The organism is Agaribacterium sp. ZY112 (assembly GCF_041346925.1).
In the GTDB taxonomy this organism is placed as follows: Bacteria; Pseudomonadota; Gammaproteobacteria; order Pseudomonadales; family Cellvibrionaceae; genus Agaribacterium.
In genome coordinates this window covers 3,742,354-3,762,164 of sequence record NZ_CP166840.1, presented here as the reverse complement: position 1 = coordinate 3,762,164, position 19,811 = coordinate 3,742,354, and the positions used below count along the sequence as shown (strand labels likewise).

The following is a 19,811-nucleotide window of genomic DNA, read 5'->3' as shown; positions in this document are numbered from 1 at the left end:
AATGAGCAGGTCGATTTTATTATCTAAGCCGTTTTTGATTAGCTTGCTCGTGCACCTACTGGTATTTGCTGTGGCTATGTTTGCTTGGCAGGGTAGTAATGAGCCTAAGCGCATTAAGCCTCCTCGTTATATCGAAGCTAAGCTTGTCAAGCTTAAGCAAGAGACGAAAAAACTTAAAAAGAAAAAGCAAAATAAAAAGATAGATCTAACCAAACGCAAGAAACCACCGGCGCCAAAGAAGGCCAAGGCGAAACCTGCGCCTAAAGCCACACCCAAAAAAGACCTTAAGAAAGAAAAACAAGAACGCTTGGAGCAAGAAAAGCGCAAGCGTGAAGAGCAGCGAAAACGCGAGCAGCAACAGCGCATGCTCGAGTTAGAGCAAGCCTTAAAAGACGAAGAGCAGGCCGTGGCAGAGCAAGAGCTGGAGAGTGAGGCTCAGAGTTATATTGATGCGATTAGTCAGCGAATTGAGCAAAATTGGAGTCGCCCGCCTTCTGCTCGTAACGGCATGCGCTGTGAGTTGTTGATACAGTTAGTGCCCACGGGGCGTGTGGTTTCTGTGTCGGTTGAAGACTCCAGTGGCAACGCAGCCTTTGATCGCTCTGCCGAGCAGGCCGTGATTAAAGCTGAGCAGTTTCCCGAAATTAAAACGATGTCGCCCGCCGTATTTGAAAAATATTATCGAGAGCTACGTTTAGTATTTACCCCTCAGGACTTAAGACAGTGAAGAGCTTATACACATTGTTCGCCGCATTGGCATTGTTGGTTAGCCAGCAAGTCTTTGCACAAATCACCATTGAAATTACTCAAGGTATGGATGATCCAATGCCGATTGCAGTTGTGCCTATGGGCGGCTTAAAGCCTGCAGCAGGTGAGAGTATTCACAATATCGTTAGTAATGATTTGCGTAGCAGTGGTTTTTTCCATTCTATTCCCACAGCCGATATGCTGGCCTTCCCCAATAAGCTGGATGATATCTATTTTAGAGATTGGCGCTTATTAGGTGCGGCTTATTTGGTGATTGGCAATGTTTATAAAGATGCCGAGCAGTACACCTTGAACTATCAGCTGTTTGATGTGCTGACTCAAAAGCAGGTGTTTGCAAAGAGTGTCAGTGGCACACCTGCTCAAGTGCGGGATATGGCGCATGAGGTCAGTGATCATGTCTATGAGGCCATTACTAACATTCGTGGTATTTTTTCTACCAAGATGATTTATGTAGAAGATATGGGGGTGGATGCTCCAGATCGTTATCGTTTAATGAGGGCCGATATTGATGGGGCTCGCGATAGTATTCTTTTTAGTTCTTCCGAGCCTTTGATGAGCCCTGCGTGGTCGCCTGATATGACGCAGATAGCTTACGTTAGCTTTGAAACCTCACGCCCTGCTATTTTTCGTCACAATCTAATCACCGGTAAGCGCGAACAGCTAACCAATTTTAAAGGCTTAAACGGGGCTCCGGCTTGGTCTCCAGATGGTCAGTCCTTAGCTTTTGTGCTTTCTAAAGACGGAAATCCTGAGCTTTATACTTTGGAGCTGGCCTCTAAAAAATTAACAAGAGTGACACACAGCCGTGCTATTGATACGGAGCCAAATTGGGCTCCAAGTGGAAAATCGCTGATATTTACCTCAAATAGGGGGGGAAGTCCCCAAATATATCAAATAGGGCTTGCCAGCGGCCGCGTAGAACGCTTAACCTTCGATGGTGATTACAATGCGCGTGGAAGGGTGAGCCCCGATGGGCGCAGTATCGTGATGGTACACCGTGAAAACGGCGTCTTTCACATCGCATGGCAAGATATCGCAAGCGGCACTATGCGAGTACTGACCGAAACATGGTTGGATGAGTCGCCTACGATAGCTCCAAACGGAGCCATGCTCTTGTATGCGACTCAGCACAATAAAAAGGGGATACTGGCAGCAGTATCCATGGATGCCGGTCTGAAGTTTAGGCTGCCATCTAAAAAAGGGGATGTGAGGGAACCTGCGTGGTCGCCATTTCCAACTAAACCTTAGGTTTAAAATAATTACATAGTTTCAAGTGGTTTCAACAAAAGTTTCGACTTGCTTAAGTTAAAAATCGGGAGTTTTTCTAAATGCTTAAATCAATTAAGAACGTTGTGACAGCGGCTTCTCTTGCTGCTCTAGTATCGGCTTGTGCCTCAACCCAAGAAGCTGAAGACGCTGCTGCAAAAGCCGCTGCTGACGCTGATGCTGCAAAAGCTGCCGAAGCTGCCGCCGCTCAAGCTGCCGCTGCTGAAGCTGCTGAGAAAGAAAAGTGTGCAAATGCTGACGGCGTTTTCTACTTTGATTTTGACCAAAGCTTGTTGCGTGCTGAAAGCCGTGCAGCCCTATTGGTTCAAGCTGAGTGCTTGAAAAAATACGGTAGCAGTGTTCGTTTAGAGGGCCATGCAGATGAGCGTGGTAGCCGTGAGTACAACATGGCGCTAGGTGAGCGTCGTGCCAATGCTGTTCGTGATTTCTTAGTATTAAACGGTGTTGCAGCCTCTGATCTTGAGACAGTTAGCTATGGCGAAGAGCGTCCTGCTCAAGCTGGTAGCAGCGAAGCATCATGGGCGGCAAATCGTCGCGTAGAGCTTAAGTAATTACTTAGTTCTATGATGACGAGTAAGTCGTTAGTAGCCGCAGCCCTTTGGTCTGCGGCTTCTTTCGTTTCAGCTCAGGTTGAAATTGTTGATAGGCCGATTACTGAATCAACTGTTGAGCAGGGTGAGCAAGAAGCTTCGAATGTACCTGCTGATATTCAGCCAGCAAATAATGTTGCCGAACTGTTTTATCAAATTCAGGTTTTGCAGCAGGAAATGTTGGAGTTGCGTGGTCAGGTTGAAGAGCAGTCTCACCTAATTAAGCAGCTTAAGCAGCAGCGCTTAGATGATTACGTTGATTTGGATCGCCGTATTGCAGCACTGGGTACTGGTGCGGCAGCAGCTACAGCTTCTTCTAGTACTGCATCAACTACGCGTAGCTCGACTACGTCGCCTGACGCAGCTAGTGCTCAAGCGGCAACGAATGCCGATGCAGCGAGTGAAATGGCACATTACAAAAGTGCCACCAAGCTCATCTTGGTCGATAAAAACTACGATGCAGGTGTTGAGCGTTTGCAAGAGCACTTAGCGCTTTACCCTAAGGGGCGTTTTGCTGGTAATGCCATGTACTGGTTGGGAGAAGTGCAGCTTGCTAAAGCAGAGTTGCCTGAGTCTCAGCAGTGGTTTGAGCGTTTATTGGCTGAATTTCCAGAGCATTCTAAGGCCAATGATGCTAAGTATAAGTTAGCGACCGTTTACTTTCAGCAGGGGCAAGCAGATCAGGCTAAGCCTTTGTTGGATGAGGTTGCGGCTAGTAATAGCAGTGCTGCAAAATTGGCTCAAAGCTATTTGCGAAAGAACTTCTAAACATCTTCAGTGGCGCGAGATTGCAGTTAGCTTTCTCGCGCTTTTTCGCGTTTGCCGTTAGAATCGCGCTTTTTTCAATGAGTAAGCGACGAGCAAGCCATGTCTGAACGCAATCTGCGTATTACTGAAATCTTCTTATCGCTGCAAGGCGAAGCACTGGCAGCGGGCTTGCCGACGACCTTCGTACGCCTAACAGGTTGCCCTTTGCGTTGTCATTACTGTGATTCAGCCTATGCCTTTCATGGTGGCGAACGCCTTAGTTTTGATGACATTCTCGCCCAAGTTGAGCAAAACGGTGCTCGGCAAGTGTGTGTTACAGGAGGGGAGCCTTTGGCTCAGCCCGGCTGTTTGACCTTGTTGAAAGAGCTGTGTGATCTGGGTTATGAGGTGTCGCTCGAGACAAGTGGGGCGATGGATGTCAAAGCGGTTGATTCTCGTGTCAGTATCGTTATGGATCTTAAAACACCAGACTCCGGTGAGTTGCAGCGCAACATGTGGTCTAACATCGATAGGCTTGGTAAGCATGATCAGCTGAAGTTTGTTATATGCAGTAAGCTGGACTTTGACTGGTGTGAGCTTAAGGTTCGTGAGCTCGACCTATGTGAGCAAGTTGCCGCCGTTTGGGTTTCACCTAGCTTTGAGCAGGTCGACCCCGCTGATCTAGCCCAGTGGGTTATCGACAGTAAGTTAAATCTGCGTTTTCAATTGCAGTTACACAAATTGTTGTGGGGCGATAAGCCTGGAGTTTGATATGAGTAGTCTTAAGCGGGCTGTGGTTCTGAGTTCAGGTGGTTTAGATTCCACTACGGTGATTGCTATGGCTCAGCGCGATGGTTATGAGTGTTTCAGTTTGAGTTTTGATTATGGTCAGCGCCATCAGTCAGAGCTGATCGCTGCCGAGCGAGTGTCTGCGTCGATGAATGTGGTTGAGCATAAGGTCGTTAGTCTAGATCTTAGGGCTATTGGCGGCTCAGCGTTAACGGATGCTGCTATTGATGTACCCGATCACGATGATAAAAACAGCGGTATTCCCGTTACTTATGTGCCCGCAAGAAATACCGTCTTTTTATCTATTGCCCTTGGCTGGGCAGAGGTCTTGGGCGCTGATGCGATTTATATTGGGGTTAATGCCGTCGATTACAGCGGTTACCCAGATTGCCGCCCTGAGTATCTTGAGGCCTATGCAAAAATGGCTGCACTAGCAACGAAGGCTGGGGTAGAAGGGCAGCCAATAGAGCTTAAGGCGCCCTTGCTGAACCTTTCTAAAGCAGAGATAGTAAAACAGGGCTTGGCACTCGGTGTTGATTACAGCTTAACAGTGAGCTGTTATCAGGCGACGGATCAAGGCGAGGCTTGCGGTAAATGCGATAGTTGCCACCTCCGAGCTGAGGGCTTCGCTGTGGCAGGAGTAGCCGATCCGACGCGTTATTGTACAGCTTAAAAAAAACGTCATAAAAAAGTAAATAAAGGCCTTGAGTTTTTAAATCAAATCATTACTATATGCGCCTCTTTGGGGCCTAGCCTCAAACAAAGAATTTAGGGTCGTTAGCTCAGTTGGTAGAGCAGTTGGCTTTTAACCAATTGGTCGCTGGTTCGAATCCAGCACGACCCACCACTTTCCTTAATAAGCCTCGGTTTATTGGGCCTCACTTAAGCAAGAGGTTAAAGCGCTTTGGGTCGTTAGCTCAGTTGGTAGAGCAGTTGGCTTTTAACCAATTGGTCGCTGGTTCGAATCCAGCACGACCCACCATTATTAAAAAAGGCTGCCTTATGGGCGGCCTTTTTTGTTTCCGCTATAATGCCCGCCTTTTTAGCTAAGATCACAATGACCATGACTGAAACCGCCAGTATTTCTGAAGAACTTCGCAATCAAGTAAAAACCTTGTTGGATGAGGCTTTAGAGCAGAAGCATGAGCGTCCAGCGAATGCCGAGGCTTTAAAGTCAGAGATCAAGGCGATGCTTAAGCGAGAGAACGCTGTACTGGTTGCGCATTATTATTGTGATCCTGAAATTCAGGCTTTGGCCGAAGAAAGTGGCGGTTGTGTTGCTGACTCTTTAGAGATGGCTCGTTTTGGTCACGACCATGAAGCGCAGACCTTAATAGTTGCTGGTGTTAAGTTTATGGGGGAGACCTCTAAGATTCTTTCCCCGGAAAAACGTGTGCTTATGCCCACCTTAGAGGCAACTTGCTCTTTGGATCTTGGCTGCCCCGAACAAGAGTTCTCTGATTTCTGTGATGAGCACTCAGATAGAACCGTTGTGGTTTACGCAAATACTTCGGCTGCGGTAAAGGCCCGTGCAGACTGGGTGGTGACCTCCAGTATTGCCCTTAAAGTGGTGGATTACCTTGATAAAAAGGGGGAGAAAATCCTCTGGGCTCCCGACAAGCATCTTGGTTCCTATGTCGCAAAGCAGACCGGCGCAGATGTACTGCTCTGGGATGGCGCTTGTATTGTGCATGAAGAGTTTAAGGCTCAGGGGCTGTTGGAGCTTAAAGCGCAATACCCTGAAGCTGCGATTTTGGTTCATCCGGAATCGCCGGAATCTGTGGTTGAACTCGCGGATTCGGTGGGTTCCACCTCTCAGCTTATTGCTGCGACAAGCAAACTGCCTCACCCTCAATTTATTGTCGCGACTGATCAGGGTATTTTCTACAAAATGCAGCAGGCCTGCCCTGATAAAGAGCTTATTATTGCACCTACCGGAGGCAGTGGCGCAAGTTGTCGCAGTTGTGCTAATTGCCCGTGGATGGCAATGAATGAGCTTGAAAATCTAGCCAAGGTATTTGAAAGCTCCAATAACGAGATTCACGTTGAGCCTAAGTTGGCTAAAAAAGCCTTATTGCCTTTACAGCGTATGCTTGATTTTAAGGCCTAAAATGTAAGGCTCTCTTAAAGCGTTGTTATGGGGCGAGTACTTGGGTGGGGTGTTTTTATAATAAAACCCTACAGATTAGGATAAATATTTCTAGTCATCGGCTTTAATTTGGTTTTTGTTGTTTTTTCATCCTAATAAAGTCTATTTGTTAGGATGAATCTTGATGTTCTTTGTGCTCGGCCTTAAACTAAGTGCAATTCTTAAATAAATTGAGTTGTCGAGCATTTTCGTGAACCGTTTTGTGCAAAACATAAGCTTCGTATTAGCCTGTTCAGGCTGCAAGGTTTTGCGCGTTCACATATGGCAGCTTCCCTCTAAGATGGGTGTCGAGTTACTGGGCCTTCCTCCCCGTTGTTTGGCTCGACTTAGTTAGCCTAACTCTCTATCAGCGCTGGTGTTTAAGCAAGGCGATTGATTTGAGTTGGGCCAATATACTTTCACTGTTTCTACCCGGAACATAAACCACATTGTTAAACCGCCACAAGCGGTTGATTAGAAAAGGATACATATCATGTCTAAAGATAAGTTGGTTATCTTTGATACGACATTGCGTGATGGTGAGCAAAGCCCTGGCGCATCAATGACTCGTGATGAAAAAGTTCGCATAGCTAAGATGTTAGAGAAAATGCGTGTTGATGTCATTGAGGCGGGTTTTGCCATCGCAAGCCCAGGTGACTTTGAGTCGGTCAAGGCTGTTGCGGATACTGTACGAGAAAGCACTGTATGTAGTTTGGCGCGAGCTGTTGATGCGGACATTGATCGTGCCGCTGAAGCGCTCAAAGGTGCCGAGCGTTCACGTATTCACACTTTTATTGCTACTTCTCCTATCCATATGAAATACAAGTTGCGTATGGAGCCTGATGCGGTTTTGCAGCGTGCTATTCACGCAGTTAAGCGCGCACGATCTTATACCTCTGATGTTGAGTTCTCATTAGAAGATGGCTCGCGTTCTGACTTTGATTTTATGTGTCGCATAACCGAAGCGGCCATTAATGCAGGTGCTAGTACGATTAATGTGCCCGATACGGTTGGTTATGGTGAGCCCGGTGAGTACGGGGCTATGTTTAAGCGTTTGATTGAAAACGTAGCTAATTCGGATAAAGCTATTTTTTCAACTCATTGCCATAACGATTTGGGTTTGGCGGTTGCCAATTCATTATCAGCTGTGATGAACGGTGTTCGCCAGATCGAGTGTACTATTAATGGCTTGGGGGAGCGTGCCGGTAATGCCGCGCTTGAAGAGGTGGTGATGGCAGTGCGCACACGTAAAGATGTTTTTCCCGTTGAGACCGATATCATTACTGAGCATATTGTACCTACTTCGCGTTTGGTTTCATCGGTTACTGGTTTTCCTGTGCAGCCAAACAAGGCCATTGTTGGGGCGAATGCCTTTGCCCATGAAAGTGGTATTCATCAAGATGGTGTTTTAAAGCATCGCGAAACGTATGAAATCATGAAGGCTGAAGATGTTGGTTGGAATACCAATAAAATCGTCTTAGGTAAGCATAGCGGTCGTGCTGCGGTAAAAGCTCGTTTTGATGATTTGGGCATTAGTTTTGAGTCACAAGATGCATTGAATTTAGCTTTTGCACGCTTTAAAGAGTTGGCAGATAAAAAACACGAAATCTTTGATGAAGATTTACAGACCTTGGTCAGCTCATCGTCTCAAAAGGACGTGACCGAGAAGTTTTTGATTGTGGATATGGAAGTGAATTCTAAAACAGGCCAAAAGCCTGTGGCGAGATTAACTTTGCAAGTTGACGGTAAAAGCGTTGAAGCACAGTCTGAAGGTAGTGGCCCTGTCGATGCGGCATTTAAGGCGGTTGAAAGTGTAGCTAATAGTGATGCAGATTTACAGTTGTATTCTGTTAACTCGATTACTAAAGGTACTGAGAGTCAGGGGGAGGTGACGGTGCGCTTAGAAAAAGGTGGCCAGATTGTTAACGGTGTAGGTTCTGATACCGATATCGTGGTCGCCTCAGTAAAGGCTTACTTGATGGCGTTGAACTTGTTGAATGCCAGATCTGGTAAGAGCCATCCCCAGCACGACGGTGTGTAGCTTACGGTTAATAGCCTTTAAAAGAGGGCTTGGCCCTCTTTTATCTTATTGCTCTGATTGCACTCTTTACAAGATTAAGCCTTTATAAGGCTTAGTTTTGGTGCAATGCTCAGACTTCCTGCCTATAGCTTTGTTTATTTTTTGTTTTCTTATTAAGCGTTGTGGCTGAAAACCACTCGTATATCCTCTCTATTAGCTTTTTTTAGTCTTAGTTAGCTTCTTGGCACAAGCTTCGCAATCACTCTGAAGATTATTCCTTTGGAGGCATTGTTTGTGCTTGAAACGCTATTTGGTAAATATAGAAATATTGTTATTTCTATTGCGCTATTTCTGATTCTCGATGCGTCGGTTCTGACGCTTAACTTTTATATTAGTTTTGAAATCGCTGGTGACGCCGTTGACGTTAACCTCGCCGGACGTCAGCGTATGCTGAGTCAGCGCATGGTGAAAAGCTTGCATGATATTAACTATGCGGAAGATCAGTCAGAGGAGCGTCAACGAGCACTCGATGAGCTGGCTCTAACGCAGAATTTATTTCAAACAACCTTGGGGGCCTTTGATCGCGGTGGCGAGGCTCTAGGTGCAGGCGGAGATAAAGTTCAGCTAGAGGCCGTCAATACTGACCCAGCTCTTGCCGCGGTCTCAAGGGCTAAACAATTATGGGCGCCTTATAGTACTTTGATTGATGGCGTTCTGAGCTCCTCGAATGACTATGAACTTGAGCGGGCATTAAGTTCAGCACTTGCCTACGGTCGTAAACACAATTTGCAGCTATTAACCTTAATGAATGATCTGACGGTGGAGCTTGAGCATGTGGCTACCTCCAAAGCGACACGTTTACGCTGGATTCAAACAGTGGGTATTAGTCTTGCGATTATCAACTTTTTAATTATTTTGGTTCACTTTTTAGGTCAGCTTAAAGAGTCTGATAGGCGGGTTGAGCGAGCCAGAAAAGAAACAACAGAAATATTAGAAACGGTTGGTGAAGGTTTATTTTTATTAGATAAGAACTGCCTTATTAGCTCCCAATATTCTAAGGTACTTGAGTCTATGTTTGTGCGTAAGGATCTCGCAGGTTTAAGCCTTGAGCAATTACTAGGTAAGGTTGTAAGCGATAAAGACCTTAAAACGGCTCAGCGTTTTATTGCTTTACTGTTTCGCGAAGAGATTAAAAGTAACTTGGTTGGCGACCTAAATCCGCTTAAAGAAATTGAAGTGAATATTGCCGATAATGATGGCCGCTTCTTGACCAAGTATTTTAGTTTTACTTTTGAACGTGTTTATGAGGCTGGTCAGATTAAAGATATTTTGGTGACGGTTGATGATATTAGTGAGCGAATTCGCTTAGAGAAAGAGCTTGCTGTCAGCCGTGCGCAAAATGAGCAGCAATTGGAGGTGCTTACCAATATATTGCATGCTAATCCTTCAATGCTTAAAAGTTATCTTAAACAGCTCGCACTTTCTTTGGACAAGGTTAACGATATTTTACGTGAGCCTTCAAAATCGAGTTCATCATTAAAGAAAAAATTACACAGTATTTTTATTGAAATTCATAAGGTGAAGGGGGAGGCCTCTGCGCTTAACTTGGATAGCTTTGAGAGTTTGAGTCACCAGTTTGAAAAATCAATACAAGTGGTTCTAGAGCAGGCCAATATTGAGGGGGATGATTTCTTACCTTTAGTTGTCAAGCTGGAAGAGCTTGTGAAGCACTGTGAGTTTGTTGAATCCTTAACGACTAAGCTTGCTCAGTTTTCTGATACTGCAGCAGTGGCACCGGTAGAGTTGAGGGACTGGAGCCACCTTTATGATTTGACTGATAAAGTGGCTTCTCGCACGGGAAAACAAGCACGTTTGGTGATGAGTGGGCTTTCCGAGCTAGGAGCTGACTCTCCTATGGCAGAGCTTATTAATAACTTGGCGGTGCAGGGTATACGCAACGCTATTGTGCACGGCATTGAAGAGGGTGAGGAGCGAGAACAAGTCGATAAAGCTGCTTTAGGGCGCGTTGAGTTACGTTTATTGCAGAGTAATACTGGTGAGCTTGAGTTTGTCATTAAGGATGATGGGCATGGTATTGATGTGGAGAGGATTCGAGCTCAGGCTATAAAAAGTGGCCGCTGGACAGAAGATCAATTGGAGTCTTGGTCGGCAAAACAGCTTACCTCTCTTATTTTTGAGCCCGGCTTTAGTACGGAAGACTCACATCAGCTAGATGCCGGTGCAGGTGTGGGTTTGGATCTTATTAAGCAGCAGGTTAATGCAATGCGAGGTCGTATCCGCATTGCCAGCCGCAGAGGTTTGGGTACAAAAATATCTGTTTTTCTTCCGGCTATTAACTCACTTAAGCATGCAGCTTAGATCGAAAGAGAAAGGATTATGAGTTCAATGAAATTATTGGTGGTCGATGATAGTAATATCATTCGTCGAAAAATTGAAAGAAGTGCTGATACAAGTTGCTTTGATGTGGTTGGTTTAGCTTGCAATGGTGTGGAGGCGTTAACGATGTTGCAGTCGACGCAAGCAAGTGTGGTGACGATGGATTTAACCATGCCTGAAATGGATGGTGTTGAATGTGTTGAGCGCATGGTGAAGTTAAAACCTGATACACGTATTTTAGTTGTGTCGGCGTTAAGTGATGTAGAAACAGGTATTCTTGCTTTAGAGAAAGGCGCGAGAGGTTTTTTATGTAAACCTTTTAGCGAGCAGCAATTAAATGAAGCCTTAAGCGAATTAGTGGAGGGCTTAGATGTCTGAAGAAACCATTAAGGTATTTATTGACGGTGTAGTAAATTATTTTCGTCATACCTCAGATAAAGAAGTTTCTATTGGTACGCCGTATTTGGCGGATAATGAGTCTCCAACTAGTTTTGATTATACCGGTATTATTGGTATCAGCGGCCCATATAAGGGCACAGTGTATTTCACCGCACCTAAAATTTTATTAAGGCACTTGTTGTTAAGTTTAGGTGAGCCGGATACCAGTAATGAAAATATCTTAGATGTGGCAGGAGAGGTTGCCAATACCATCAGTGGTAATGCTCGCAGTGTATTTGGTCACGACTTTATGATCAGTGTGCCAGTTGTGGTTGAGGGTGGAGGCTCTAAGGTGCGCCTGCCTAAGGCCTTGCGATCTTATGTTATTCCTATTTATTGGAAAGCCTACAGTGCCGCAGTTGTTGTGTGTCTGGAGACCGGTTAAGGCGCTTTTGGGGGCGGGGTGGTTCTCGGCCCCGTTCTGATGCCTATTACAGCTGTTTTGATTCTTGTTACAATGCCAGCATGAATGAACTGACTCGCATGAATTATCTCGATGCCATGGGTATCGCTAGTTTTGTTCCTAGGCGCTTATTAACCAACGGCACTAGGCCAAGGCTTTGCGTCCTGCCGCTTGCTGATTCGCCTGATTCAGAATCTGGGCATCATGCTGAGTCCTCTGCCGCATCCGCTGCTCAAATTGCCGCGGGCTTGAATGGTGAGATTGGGGCCGGGAGTGCTACAAACTCTGAGGAGAGTTTACGGCCTCTAAGTAATGGTTTAAATAGCGTACTTGAGAACTTTGGTGATTTGAGTCCGCGTATCAATAGCACCAATAGCAAGCCTAAAACCAGCGTCACACAAGAGCTTGCAGCATTTAAACCTATGCCTTCTATGCAGCAGCAGGGGCCTCAAGCTTCTAGCACAGTACCCTCTGTCTCTCAGTTGCCTGCTGCTCAGCAGGTGCACTCTACCGATAAGCAGGTCGAGCTTGATACTGCGCTTTCTCAGCTTACTGAGGCTTCGACAGCTTTTTCTCGGGCTGATACTCAAGCGAGTGATGCGCTTAATACGGCTTCAGAAAAAACTGTGGCTGATAACAGCCAAGCTGAACCCGCATCTTTTCAATTGGCTTTATACACTCTTAGCCAGTCTTACCAAATTTTAGACTCACAACAAGAGGGCGATGCCTTACCAACACACGCCTTGCTTAGTAAGATTCTGGCTGCTCGATTTTCTATTGCGCATTTACCATCGATGGAGTTACAGCGATGGCCCATTCCAGGAAGCCCAAGCCAGTTTCAAAGTTGGCAGGCGGCTTCCGACATGATGTTTGATTTTTTTGACAGTCGTTTTCAAAAGCATCAGCCTAAGGGGTTTATTTTATGGGGGGAGGATGCAGCCAAGTTGATCTTAGGCTCATCAGTACCCTATTCAGAGCTTTGTTTTGCTGTGCATCAAAGTGATGTTTATGGATTGCCTGCGCTTGTTTTGCCTTCGTTAAGAGCTTTTCTTTATGAGCCAGAACTTAAAAAGAAGCTTTGGTCTTCATTAGCGCTTTTACCTCGTTAATATGAGTTCACTTGTATCTGGTGTTGCAGGCGGTGAGTATGAACTTGTTGATTTAACTATTGATGATTTTGAGTCTATCTCTGCCATAGAGCTAGGTGCATCCAAGCATCCTTGGCCAGAGTCAGCGCTTAGACGTATTCTAAATAATGATCAACTATGTTTAGGTTTGTGTTGTGCGGGTGAGCTTATTGCTTATGCCGTATTTCATATTGTTCTCGATGAGGCCGAGTTGTTAATTATTTCAGTTAAAAAGGATAAACAGGGGCTGGGCCTGGGGAGTTTATTTTTAAACCAAGTGTGTAAGCTTTTATTAACGCAAGGTCTTATCAGGTTGATGTTGGAGGTGAGAGCCTCTAATAAAGCGGCGATTAAACTCTATAGCAGTCTTGGCTTTAGCTTAGATGGACGACGTAAAGGCTATTATAAAAAAACAGAGCAAAAAAAAGAGCGAGAAGACGCTCTTTTATATTCACTTTCTTTGGCTGCTTTTAACTAGCTACAGTCTAAAAGTGCCAGCTTGCTTGTAGTCCCAAGGAGCTGTAGTCCAAGAAAATATCAGGCCGGCCTTCACTCGGTTCTCCCGGTTGTTTATCTCGGGCAAGCCCTTCTCCGTGGCGCCATTCTAGATCAACACTCAAACGCTTTTCTAAGGCAAAAAGGCCAATGTGGGCGCCATAATAATAACCGTTTTGTGGCACGATATTGTCAACACTGGCCGCTCCAATAAAGGCGCCGGTGTGCCAGCGTGGGCTAAAACGCCATTGATAATCTAAAGCTCGAAATCCCGTTACTTGCATGTCGTCAATTTTTTCAAAGTCGACGCCAGCCCCTAGCCAATGTTTCTGAGCATAATCGATATTATTTTTCAGGTTCAAGGCGAAAAAAGGGGCTGTACTTTTGTGATCGTCGTTTTCTAGTGCTGGATCGTCAGCTCTATAGACAACGCTGCTTTGTCCCGCGCCAAGTGTGACTTTAAATTCTGCGCCAAGGCTTAGTGTGCTCAAAAAGCACAAACTGGCTGTGATTATTACTCTTACCATCGGATGCCTCCACTAATTCGTCCGAAGCTATCGCCAAATACAGTCTGGCCACTGCTTAAACCCAGGTTAAGAATCAGCTCACCATAAGCCTGGTTGAGTTCGAAACCATATTCATAGCCGTCTTTATAATTGGCTATGTTTTTACAGCTTTCTGTTGAACATTGGTTGGCGACTTGTCGCCAGTTAAATCCAAGCTCTGTGCCTTGTAGGAAATCCCAGTGCATCGTTAGGCTATCGGTTGCTGCGCCAACAGCGTGGCCAGGCTTGCGATGCTCGGCTCCCCAGTGGCCAAGTATGGCTCCCCATTGCGTTAAGCCATCACCATAGTTGCCGTTTACATACCAAGCAGTTTGCCATTCTGCGTGTTCCCAATTTAAAGAAAGGTGATCACCAATTTGTGGCAAGTTCAGCCCAAACAATAATGAGGTATTACCTAGCAGGCCATTTTGGCCTTCCGAAGTATCTTCTCCTGCGTATTCCATGCTTAGACCTACAGGGATAATGTGCTCAAAGCTGTAAGCAACGGTAATGGAGCTTAATTGATTACCAAAATCGAGACCTTGATCGCCGCTGTTATCTTGCTGGGCAGGCCGAAAAAATGCTTTCATTAAGTTTTTAAAACTGTCGTCTCGATCAGCGCCGCCGTATTGCATTAAGCGGTTAATACCTAGATTGAAGTTAGTAAAGGGGCTAAAACCTAAGTGCAAACCAAAGAGTCGAGGGTTGCCTTCTAGGCGCTCGCTACCGTCTTGGCTTTTGATTTTGTCTGATTTAGACATTCGCTTCATAAACACTTCGTAGCTAAAACCTAAGCTACTTATTGGTCTTACGTTGCTAAAGGTTATACCCGGCATGGCGGCAGCTTGAGTGCTTATTAGCATTGCGCTGTCTTGCATTGGGCTCCACCAGTGAGCGCGATAACCTATATCTGCTTGTAGCCAGTCGGTACCGACGGATAAAAAGGTGCCCTCGGCAAATTCATCACGCTCTCCGTCACGCTCACCTGCGATACCACCAATATTAACAGCGATATTATCGTTGACGGCCCAGTAAGCGTTTGCAGAGACTTGGTAGCGGCTTTTGATACCAAGACCACGCTGATTCGCCAGAGCAGTGTCGAAATTTTGCGGATTACTAAGGCCTACGCTGATATGAGTGAAACTGGCAGTGTTGCTGTAGCGCTCTAAGTAATGGCGTATTTTAGACACTTCGGTTGGGTGCTTTCGCTCGGCCTTAGCCATGGCTGTGTGTACCAGCTTTACAGGGATGGGCTTTTTGACTTGAGGCATGCCAGCAAGAAGAAAAAGCTCATCGACGCGGCGTTCAATTTCTGGGCTTAAATGCATCGGCAGATAAAGGGAGCCTGCTTGGGCAAGGCCTGTCAGGCACAATAAAAGTAGCGTGCACAAGCTGCGAGAAATAGTCATCAGTGCTGTCCTTGTAGACTTCTATGTTGGCAGTTTAAAGTTCTAATACGACGGGGCAGTGGTCCGAGCCCATAATATTGTTATAAATGTCGGCGTCTTTGATTTGATCACCTAAACTCTGAGAGGTTAAAAAGTAGTCAATTCTCCAACCTACGTTACGCGCACGAGCTTGAGCGCGATAACTCCACCAAGAATACTTAATTTCATCACTGCGAGCATGACGGAAGCTGTCGATAAAACCTGCTTTGATGTAATTGTCGATACCGTCGATTTCTGTTTGTGTATAGCCTGCGGCTTTGTTGTAGTTTTCTTTTGGGCGCTTTAGGTCAATCGCCTTATGGGCCACATTTAAGTCGCCGCAGACAATAACAGGCTTTTGGGTCTCGAGCTCTTGTAAATAGGCTAAGAATGCTTGGTCCCAGTCTTTACGATATTCTAAACGCTTTAGTTCTGATCCAGAGTTAGGTGTATAAACCGTAACAAGGTGGTAATCTGGGTATTCGGCACAAATTACTCGGCCTTCTGTGTCATGCTCGGCTATGCCCATGCCATAAGAGACTGAAATAGGCTCTTTTTTACTGATAATAGCAGTACCGCTATAGCCTTTACGTTCGGCACTATTGGTGTAAATAAACCAGCCTTCAAGCCCTTTTAGTGCTTCAAAGGTTTGTTCATCTTGAGCCTTGGTTTCTTGAAGGCACAGCACATCTGCAGCCATCGTCTCAAAGCTTTGCATAAATTCTTTTTTCATTACGGCACGAATGCCGTTAACATTCCACGAAATCAGGCGCATGGTCTGTTTTTCTCCCAATAAAATCGTCGCATAGCCTACCTTAAGTGGGCGCAATGGCCAACGGCGATATCAAGAGAGTCGTGTTATGAATATCGATACAGGCCTAATGCCCGTATTTACCGCTCTTGCGGCTAGCCTTTGTAGCTTATTACTTATGTTCATACTTATGCTGTGCATTTTACGTCGCCAGCGCTTGCATGGCGAAGCTCGTTTGGACGAATTGAGGCAGGTTGTGGGCGGGCTTGAACAAAGCTTGGCAGCTGAGTCGCTGTTAAAAGTTCAAGCAGAGGCTCAACTCAGCGCGTTAAGCTCTCAGCTGCAAAGTGCGCAAAGTACTGTTAACGACTGCCAAAAGGGCTTGGAGCTTGAGCGTCATCTACGTCAGCAGGCTGAAAAGAAGCTGGGTGTGAGTGAGGCAACCTCAGTAGAGCGGGAGCACAGTTTTAATCAGCAGCTAAAACAGTTCGAAGAGCAGAAGCAGGCCTTAAGTAAAGAGTTCGAATTATTGGCGGCTAAGATCTTTGAGCAGCGCGGCAAGGACTTTGAGCAGCGTAATCGCAGCCAAATAGACTCCGTACTGCAGCCCTTTAAAGAGCAAATTGAAGGTTTTCAAAAGCGGGTGAATGAAGTTCACAGTGAAAACCTGCAAGGAAATAGCAAGTTAGAGGCCCAGATTAAGAGTGTGTTAGATGTGGGCTTGAGAATGAGTGATGAGGCGCAAACGCTTGCATCGGCCTTAAAAGGAGATAAAAAAGCTCAAGGTTGTTGGTCAGAAGTACAGGCTGAACTGCTACTGGAAATGAGTGGTCTGAGTGAAGGGCGCGAATTTGAACGAGAGGCTAATTATAAAACCGAAGAGGGGCGAGACCAGCGTCCCGACTTTGTCGTTAATTTGCCTAATGACAAGCACATTATTATTGATAGTAAAATTTCTCTTGTGGCTTACTTAGATGCGACCGCAGCACAGACCGAAGAAGAGCGTGCTTTGTGTTTAAAGCGTCATGTCGAGGCGATTCGTAAGCATGTTAAAGACTTGAGTGATAAAAATTATACCCAGCTCAAGGGGATTAACAGCCCTGAGTATGTCTTTATGTTTATCGGAAACGAAGCTGCGTATTTAGCAGCGGCTGATTATGAGCCTTCTTTGTTTCAAGAGGCGTACCGCAAGGGCATTGCTATTGTTACCCCTAATACATTACTGTCTAGTTTACGTATTGTTGCTCATCTTTGGTCCATTGATAAACAAAATAGCAATACCCGTCAATTGGCCGAGCAAGCATCCAAGGTGTATGACAAATTGAGAGTGTTTGCAGAGAAAATGCAAAAACTAGGTGTTCAACTAAGTACCGCTCAAAAAACTTATGAAGAAAGCTGGAATACCTTAAAAGATGGCCGTGGCAGCTTAGCTAAGCAGGTGGATAAGTTTGTTGATATGGGCGTTGCGGTTAAAGAGAAGTTGCCGCAGGCTTTAAGTGATAATGATGAGGTGAAGGAGTGAGCAGCAAGTAGGTTCTGCTCTCTCCTTGTTTGTACTATAGAGCACTTTATTGTTCTTTTTGTATGGTTCCGATTGAGGGGGTAAACTGGTCTTCTTCTGAATTTCGCATTAATGAAAGACTTTTGTTGAGGCTTTTCCTTAACTTTTTGTTAAGCTCGAAACTTTTAGTGTTAATTAGCAAGGTGCGGTAGCGACTGTTTTTACTTTGTGCCAATGAGCGGCTCATCCAAATCGCGGCAGCGATGTACAAGTCTTGGCTTCTGTTGGGTCTTATGCTCCAACCGATGTCGGCTAGCACTGCTAGAGCAGGTGCAGCGTACCATGGTAAGCCATTTGTTGTGAGAATGGTGTCAATACTAGCTTGATCCGTACTTTGTTTTACTAGTCCTTTACTGTTGTTGGGAATCTCGTCTAGAGACAGTCCTGAACCAAGAAGTGCTGTATATTCCCATAGCACTTCCGCTGCTTCATCAAAGACCTTTGGGGGATATTCGTTAGGAAATGTTGTAAGGTCAACACCTGCTGCTTTTACTTCGGCGGGGTCTCTGCTTCTTAGGGACTCTATCACTGCGGCAACTCTTAATTGTGCTAGTGAGTATTGCGATGGCTCAGCGATTGACCTGGCTTCGTATTGGTTTTCAGAGTGCCCTTTTATTCTTTTTTTTGCTTTTTTTAAGTGTTTGGTGAGGCTTTTCTGAGAGGTCTCTTTGGCTTTGATAAGTGCTTGCTCTACGAAATCTGCATATTTAGGGTTGCCAGATTCCGCAATATAGCGAGCCATATAGGCCAAAATTGAAAGCTGGCTTTCGTCTGAAGTATCTATGTAGGTCCATAATCTATCTGCCGCAGCTTGAAGGTACGGATCGTTATAATCGCCATCTCTGATTAATATTGTTGTGCTTTCTTTGGCTTGAAAGGGGCCCCCATAGCGTAGGGCAAGCTCAATACGGCTTAACCCTAAATAGCCTGTCATTTCTGACATGGTTGAGCGTGAGTTTTGATAGTCTTCGTCAGTGAATAAGCTTGATGAACAGGTGTTTTTACTCTGGTTATCAAAGTTTAAAACAAGGTGGTATTCCTTCTTTTCAGTCAATGTTTTCGAAGAGTAGGTAAAGCACTCATTAACATATACCCCATCACGAGTATAAATGAGGCCTTTTATTTGATAGTTTTTCCCTGCCTTTAGGTAAGTGCTAGTGTATGGCTTTTGCCACTTTTTCTTGTTTTTTAGGGCGATTTCTTTGATTAGTCCTGGCAGTTTGTTGCTATTTTTTAAGAATGCTTCTTCGGGCATATCATCTAGGCCTGAATACACCCATATCTGTTGCTTGATCTTTAGTGAGCTAAGCCAGTTGTTTGCAACAAGAGCGCCATGAATATTTAGCTTAACCATGTTGCCAGATTCATCTTGGGGCGTAGCTAGAGAGAGGGAGGAGGCTATTAATAAGAATGTAGCTATTAAGTATGTGCGCATTGTTGATTGGGGGCCTTTGTTTTTTGTGACTAATGTAAATCACCCTATTGGATCAATCTGTGCGTGGTTTGTATAGGTTTAGGTCAAAATCTAATGTTATCTCTAGATTCTGTTTTTTAAGTAAGGCTTGTTTTTTCTCCTCCGAACAGCTCCAGTAGTACGGAGTCATGGTGAGCAAGTCTAAGGCTTGCTCACCATTTACACTTATTTTATAACCGATTTGCTTTTGCTCAAGTAGTTCAAAAGTATCGTTTAAGGCTAGTCCCATTCCTTTATGCTCTTGCACGGTGTTATAGACTTGCGCGGCTAATTGTTTTAAATGCAAAGGGCCTGGGCCTGCCGTTAGAAGAAGGCCGTTGGTTTTTAATATACGTGCGCACTCTTGTTCATCCAAGGGTGAAAAAACACTAAGAGCGATATCAAAGTCATTGTCAAAATAGGGTAGGGAATAGGCACTGGCAACGCTAATATGGGCGTTTGGTAATTGTTTGGCGCTTAATCGAGCCCCGCTTTTAGCGATATCTATGCCGTGCAAGCTGGCGTCAGTAAATGTATTTTGCAGTTGTTCTAAATAATATGCTTCACCACAGCCAATATCGATAATGCGATTGATCTTCTCACTACGGTGTTTTTTTAATAATTCTTGTTGTGCACCTGCAAAGTTTTGGTAGAAGCCACTTTGTAAAAAGCGGCGGCGACTTTGCATCATCGCTGGGCTGTCGCCAGGGCTTTTACTTTTTTTATTTTGTACAGGCAACAGGTTTACGTAGCCTTCTTTGGCAATGTCAAAGCAGTGATTGTTATCACAGCGAAAGCTTCTGTCTTGTAGGCTTAAAGTCTGTTGGCAGAGGGGGCAGCGGTAATTCATAAGTAAGTATGCAGCTTAGGTGCTTAAACGGCGTT

19 protein-coding genes and 2 tRNA genes are annotated in these 19,811 nt (G+C 45.2%); 16 read left to right on the top strand and 5 right to left on the bottom strand.

The window, feature by feature from the left end:
* Position 1 precedes the first annotated feature (1 nt).
* The 15 genes from tolA (at position 2) to rimI (ending at position 13,172) form a co-directional block, all read left to right on the top strand.
* Entirely contained in the window at positions 2-727 is a 726-nt protein-coding gene (gene tolA, locus AB1S55_RS16305) for a cell envelope integrity protein TolA (RefSeq protein ID WP_370979241.1), read from the top strand.
* Positions 724-2,016, top strand: coding sequence for a Tol-Pal system beta propeller repeat protein TolB (gene tolB / locus AB1S55_RS16300; protein WP_370979240.1), 1,293 nt, complete (start codon positions 724-726; stop codon positions 2,014-2,016). The genes tolA and tolB overlap by 4 nt, the downstream gene beginning before the upstream one ends.
* Before the next feature lie 80 nt (positions 2,017-2,096).
* A complete protein-coding gene (gene pal, locus AB1S55_RS16295) occupies positions 2,097-2,606 on the top strand; it encodes a peptidoglycan-associated lipoprotein Pal (protein ID WP_370979239.1) in 510 nt (169 codons plus the stop codon).
* 12 nt (positions 2,607-2,618) lie between these two features.
* A complete protein-coding gene (locus AB1S55_RS16290; RefSeq protein WP_370979238.1) occupies positions 2,619-3,413 on the top strand; it encodes a YbgF trimerization domain-containing protein in 795 nt (264 codons plus the stop codon).
* Positions 3,414-3,512: 99 nt separating this feature from the next.
* Positions 3,513-4,163, top strand: coding sequence for a 7-carboxy-7-deazaguanine synthase QueE (queE, locus tag AB1S55_RS16285; RefSeq protein ID WP_370979237.1), 651 nt, complete (start codon positions 3,513-3,515; stop codon positions 4,161-4,163).
* Position 4,164: 1 nt separating this feature from the next.
* Positions 4,165-4,854 (top strand): 7-cyano-7-deazaguanine synthase QueC, encoded by a 690-nt coding sequence (gene queC / locus AB1S55_RS16280; RefSeq protein ID WP_370979236.1) that lies wholly within the window; start codon positions 4,165-4,167, stop codon positions 4,852-4,854.
* Between the two features lie 98 nt (positions 4,855-4,952).
* A tRNA-Lys gene (locus tag AB1S55_RS16275) sits at positions 4,953-5,028 on the top strand.
* 59 nt (positions 5,029-5,087) lie between these two features.
* Positions 5,088-5,163, top strand: a tRNA-Lys gene (locus AB1S55_RS16270).
* Between the two features lie 81 nt (positions 5,164-5,244).
* Positions 5,245-6,291: a quinolinate synthase NadA gene (nadA, locus tag AB1S55_RS16265; protein WP_370979235.1), complete on the top strand. Its 1,047-nt coding sequence runs from the start codon at positions 5,245-5,247 to the stop codon at positions 6,289-6,291.
* Between the two features lie 511 nt (positions 6,292-6,802).
* The gene (locus AB1S55_RS16260; protein WP_370979234.1) at positions 6,803-8,350 is read left to right on the top strand and encodes a 2-isopropylmalate synthase; all 1,548 of its coding nucleotides are present in this window, start codon (positions 6,803-6,805) and stop codon (positions 8,348-8,350) included.
* Between the two features lie 273 nt (positions 8,351-8,623).
* Positions 8,624-10,708 (top strand): ATP-binding protein, encoded by a 2,085-nt coding sequence (locus AB1S55_RS16255; RefSeq protein WP_370979233.1) that lies wholly within the window; start codon positions 8,624-8,626, stop codon positions 10,706-10,708.
* A gap of 18 nt (positions 10,709-10,726) precedes the next feature.
* Positions 10,727-11,104, top strand: coding sequence for a response regulator transcription factor (locus AB1S55_RS16250; RefSeq protein WP_370979232.1), 378 nt, complete (start codon positions 10,727-10,729; stop codon positions 11,102-11,104).
* On the top strand, positions 11,097-11,549 hold the full coding sequence (locus tag AB1S55_RS16245; protein ID WP_370979231.1) for a chemotaxis protein CheX: 453 nt from the start codon (positions 11,097-11,099) through the stop codon (positions 11,547-11,549). The genes AB1S55_RS16250 and AB1S55_RS16245 overlap by 8 nt, the downstream gene beginning before the upstream one ends.
* Before the next feature lie 80 nt (positions 11,550-11,629).
* Complete coding sequence (locus AB1S55_RS16240) at positions 11,630-12,676, top strand: hypothetical protein (RefSeq protein ID WP_370979230.1); 1,047 nt, start codon at positions 11,630-11,632, stop codon at positions 12,674-12,676.
* Between the two features lies 1 nt (position 12,677).
* The gene (gene rimI / locus AB1S55_RS16235) at positions 12,678-13,172 is read left to right on the top strand and encodes a ribosomal protein S18-alanine N-acetyltransferase (protein WP_370979229.1); all 495 of its coding nucleotides are present in this window, start codon (positions 12,678-12,680) and stop codon (positions 13,170-13,172) included.
* 7 nt (positions 13,173-13,179) lie between these two features.
* Here the strand turns inward: rimI and AB1S55_RS16230 are convergent, their stop codons facing one another.
* The 3 genes from AB1S55_RS16230 to AB1S55_RS16220 are packed head-to-tail and all read right to left on the bottom strand — an operon-like array spanning position 13,180 to position 15,936.
* Complete coding sequence (locus AB1S55_RS16230; RefSeq protein WP_370979228.1) at positions 13,180-13,716, bottom strand: hypothetical protein; 537 nt, start codon at positions 13,714-13,716, stop codon at positions 13,180-13,182.
* Positions 13,710-15,143, bottom strand: coding sequence for a capsule assembly Wzi family protein (locus AB1S55_RS16225; RefSeq protein WP_370979227.1), 1,434 nt, complete (start codon positions 15,141-15,143; stop codon positions 13,710-13,712). Before AB1S55_RS16225 ends, AB1S55_RS16230 begins: the two co-directional genes overlap by 7 nt.
* A gap of 34 nt (positions 15,144-15,177) precedes the next feature.
* Positions 15,178-15,936, bottom strand: coding sequence for an exodeoxyribonuclease III (locus AB1S55_RS16220; RefSeq protein ID WP_370979226.1), 759 nt, complete (start codon positions 15,934-15,936; stop codon positions 15,178-15,180).
* A gap of 85 nt (positions 15,937-16,021) precedes the next feature.
* On the opposite strand from AB1S55_RS16220, the gene rmuC reads away from it, so the two are divergent.
* The gene (gene rmuC, locus AB1S55_RS16215; protein WP_370979225.1) at positions 16,022-17,434 is read left to right on the top strand and encodes a DNA recombination protein RmuC; all 1,413 of its coding nucleotides are present in this window, start codon (positions 16,022-16,024) and stop codon (positions 17,432-17,434) included.
* 46 nt (positions 17,435-17,480) lie between these two features.
* On the opposite strand, the gene AB1S55_RS16210 is transcribed toward rmuC, so the two are convergent.
* Entirely contained in the window at positions 17,481-18,908 is a 1,428-nt protein-coding gene (locus tag AB1S55_RS16210) for a hypothetical protein (protein WP_370979224.1), read from the bottom strand.
* Positions 18,909-18,960: 52 nt separating this feature from the next.
* A complete protein-coding gene (gene rlmA, locus AB1S55_RS16205) occupies positions 18,961-19,776 on the bottom strand; it encodes a 23S rRNA (guanine(745)-N(1))-methyltransferase (RefSeq protein ID WP_370979223.1) in 816 nt (271 codons plus the stop codon).
* Positions 19,777-19,811 lie beyond the last annotated feature (35 nt).